At 48.0% G+C, this 3161-nt stretch carries 2 protein-coding genes and 1 pseudogene; all 3 read left to right on the forward strand.

The window, feature by feature from the left end; all coding sequences use genetic code 11:
- Positions 1–1111 (forward strand): annotated as a pseudogene (locus WBA23_RS23875) (SusC/RagA family TonB-linked outer membrane protein); the annotation flags it as partial.
- 18 nt (positions 1112–1129) lie between these two features.
- Positions 1130–2605, forward strand: a complete 1476-nt coding sequence (locus WBA23_RS23880) for a RagB/SusD family nutrient uptake outer membrane protein (RefSeq protein ID WP_424584788.1) — start codon at positions 1130–1132, stop codon at positions 2603–2605.
- 84 nt (positions 2606–2689) lie between these two features.
- A partial coding sequence (locus tag WBA23_RS23885; RefSeq protein WP_424584789.1) for a hypothetical protein occupies positions 2690–3161 on the forward strand: 472 nt, incomplete at its 3' end.

Consider the following 3161-nt stretch of genomic DNA (forward strand, 5'->3'; position numbering starts at 1 on the left):
TTATATTATCGGAGGAAGAGAGTTAGTTGGCGCAGCAAACGTGCGCTTGCCCAACAGCGCACTGAGTTGGGAAACTACCCGCCAGTTTAATGCTGGGGTTGATTTAGCTCTGTTTAACAGCCGATTGTCCGTTACCTTCGACTACTATACCAAAAACACGCAAGACTTGCTAGCGAACTTACCCCTACCGGGTTATACCGGGTTTGGGGGTATTTTGGCCAATTCCGGGGAGTATCAGATTCAGGGAGTTGAACTAACACTGGGGGGTGACGTAGTGCGTAGCAGCAATTTTCGCTGGACGTCTAGCGCGAACGTATCCTACAACCAAAATGAGATTCTAGACCTTCCCGAAAACAGAAATCCCTCGTTTGTTGGCGGCTCCTTCTTTCCTAACGCAGGCAATCGCACCGCTGGGGGAATTAGCCGATGGGAAGAGGGCGGAGCCTTTGGATCTTTCTACGGCTTTGTGTTTGACGGATTATTTCAAACCCAAGAGGAAGTGGATGCCCTAGACCAATCTGCAGTAGGTGGGTCACGGTTAGGAGGGCTAAAGTACCGCGACTTAAACAACGACGGGATCATTACTAACGACGACGACCGACAGTATATCGGTAGTGGAATTCCTGACTACATCTTCGGATGGAACAACACGCTTTCGTATAAAAACTGGGAGCTTAACGTTCTGATCAACGGCACCACCGGCAACAAAGTGGTTAACGGTATCAATTCGCTATTGCTGTTCCCCAGCGGAGAAACCAACCTACGGGCCGAGACGATTAACTATTGGCAGGGGCCCAATACCAGCAATACGATTCCCCGACCCGATGCTTCGGCTCCGCTGCCGGTGTTCTCTACCTTTTTTGTGGAAGACGGATCATTTTTGCGAGTACGTAACATCGCTTTAGGGTATACCTTGCCCAATGGCTTGTTAGGTCAAGCGGTATCTCAGGCTCGGATATTTGCTAGCGCGACAAACCTACTCACCTTCACTAACTACTCCGGCTTCGACCCAGAGGTGGATGCGAACAACAACGGAGTGATACCCGGAGTAGATTCCGATTCGTATCCTACCAACAAAACGTACCGCATAGGCATTAATATCACATTTTAAAAACTCAACAACGTAGCTATGAAACTAGTAATTATTCTTATCACGTTTGCTTTGGTCTTCTTCTGGGGCTGCAATGATCTACTGGAGCAAGAGCCATTTTCCGCCCTATCTCCGAATAACTTTTACCAATCGGAAGCCGATGTTGATGCCGCCGTTATAGCCATCTATAATGGCCTGGTCGGAAACAACGGGGTGAACCGAAATGTCAATATTGTAACTGACGCCAATGCCGATGACTTGAACATTCGTAATGGTTCGGACCGTATTGCCATTGATCGGTACGTACATACCGCCGATAACGGGGTGCTTCGGGGTATGTATAATTCGTTCTATCAGGGAATTAGCCGGGCCAATGACGTGCTTAGCAACGTAGAAGCAGCCCCAGTGAGCGATGCTGTGAAGCAGCAAGCTACCGGCGAGGCGCTCTTTCTGCGCGGCTTCTATTATCACTATCTGGTGCGCTGGTTCGGTCCGCTGCCGCTTACTACCCAGCCAATCACGGATGTTAACAGCGCCATCGTTGCCCGATCGCCCACGGCCGATGTATACCAGCAGATCATCGCTGACCTAAATGGGGCGATTGAGCGTTTACCAGCTACTTACGACGAAGCAGACCTCGGTCGTGCTACCAAAGGGGCCGCTCAAACCGCACTGGCTAAGGTATACATGTCGCTTCAGAACTGGTCGGAAGTCCGCACCCAATTAGAGGCAGTGATAAATTCAGGAGATTATGAGCTGTTTGATACGTACGCTGAGATATTTTATCCTGAGAACAAAAACAGTAAGGAACATATCTTTATGATTCAGCATTTGCTGGATGCTTCTTCAGGCAGCCTTTTCGGTGGGTACATGACTTCGTTTTTTCCTCGTTCCTCAAGTCTAGCGTTTTCTACGTTTTATCCGACCGAAGGCCCCACCGGTATCTACCAAGCCTACGAGGAAGGAGATGTACGTAGGGATTTGTACCTGACACCCGACGGCACGTATACGTACCAAGGAAACGTGATTAGTCAGGACGGTATTCTCATTGACAATGTAGGCGACTCAATTGTGGTAGATCGGGTTTATGTAGCTAAGTACTATGAACCCCAAGCGCGGCGCTCTAATTCTGATATGAATTTTCCCTTATTACGTTACGCGGACGTGCTGCTTATGTACGCTGAAGTGCTTAACGAACTAGAAGGTGGGCCTAACGATGAAGCCTATAGCGCCGTCAATCGAGTTCGAACCCGGGCGGGGTTGGCACCGCTAGAAGGCTTAACGCAGGGGCAATTTCGCGAAGCGATTTACCAAGAACGCCGGGTAGAGCTAGCCTTTGAAGGACACCGGTGGTTTGACCTGAAGCGTACGGGCCGGCTTATTGACGTGATGCAAGCACACCTGCTCGATGAGTTTGGGGAGGTTACCATAGAACCTTACCACGTACTGTACCCTATTCCTATTCAGGAGGTTCAGCTTAGCTTGGGAGTGATTACGCAGAATGAAGGATATTAAATCGTTGCATAGATAAACCGCTGCGGTAGTGATATTTATAAAAGTAAGTTTGAATTGTTAGCTTGTAGAAAATTCAAATTACAATTGATAACGACCCAACATCAGATTCATAACGTATTAGCTCTCGTGGTTCTAATGTTGGGTTTTTCCTGCCAAAGCCTACCAAACGCTGGTGAACAAATTACTACCAGTTCTCACGATGATGAGGGGCCGGAAAGTCGCTATTCAGTACCCTATGAGCCGATCACTTACGGACAAACGATAAAAGCACCGCTGCCAGGGTTGGCGTACGATTATAAGCTATACGATTGGGATCAAGATGGCTTGGTAGATATTTTGGCTAACGTCCGCCGCGGGGGAGGAATAGTTTTTTACAAAAATATTGGTTCGGCGGAAGAGCCACTGTTCCGTTCGCTACAGGAGAATAAAAGATTTGTTGAGTCTGAGCATATTGGTAAATACTTTGATGTGATTGATGTGGATCAGGACGGAACGGTAGAGTTGATTACTTATGCAAAAAATGAACAAACGGCGAGTGTACTTACCGTATTATTTA

Source organism: Tunicatimonas sp. (assembly GCF_049647865.1).
Lineage (GTDB): Bacteria > Bacteroidota > Bacteroidia > Cytophagales > Cyclobacteriaceae > Tunicatimonas.

Bases quoted from the DNA above. Each gene is read 5' to 3' on its own strand.
- WBA23_RS23880 (WP_424584788.1), top strand. From the start codon at position 1,130: ATGAAACTAGTAATTATTCTTATCACGTTTGCTTTGGTCTTCTTCTGG.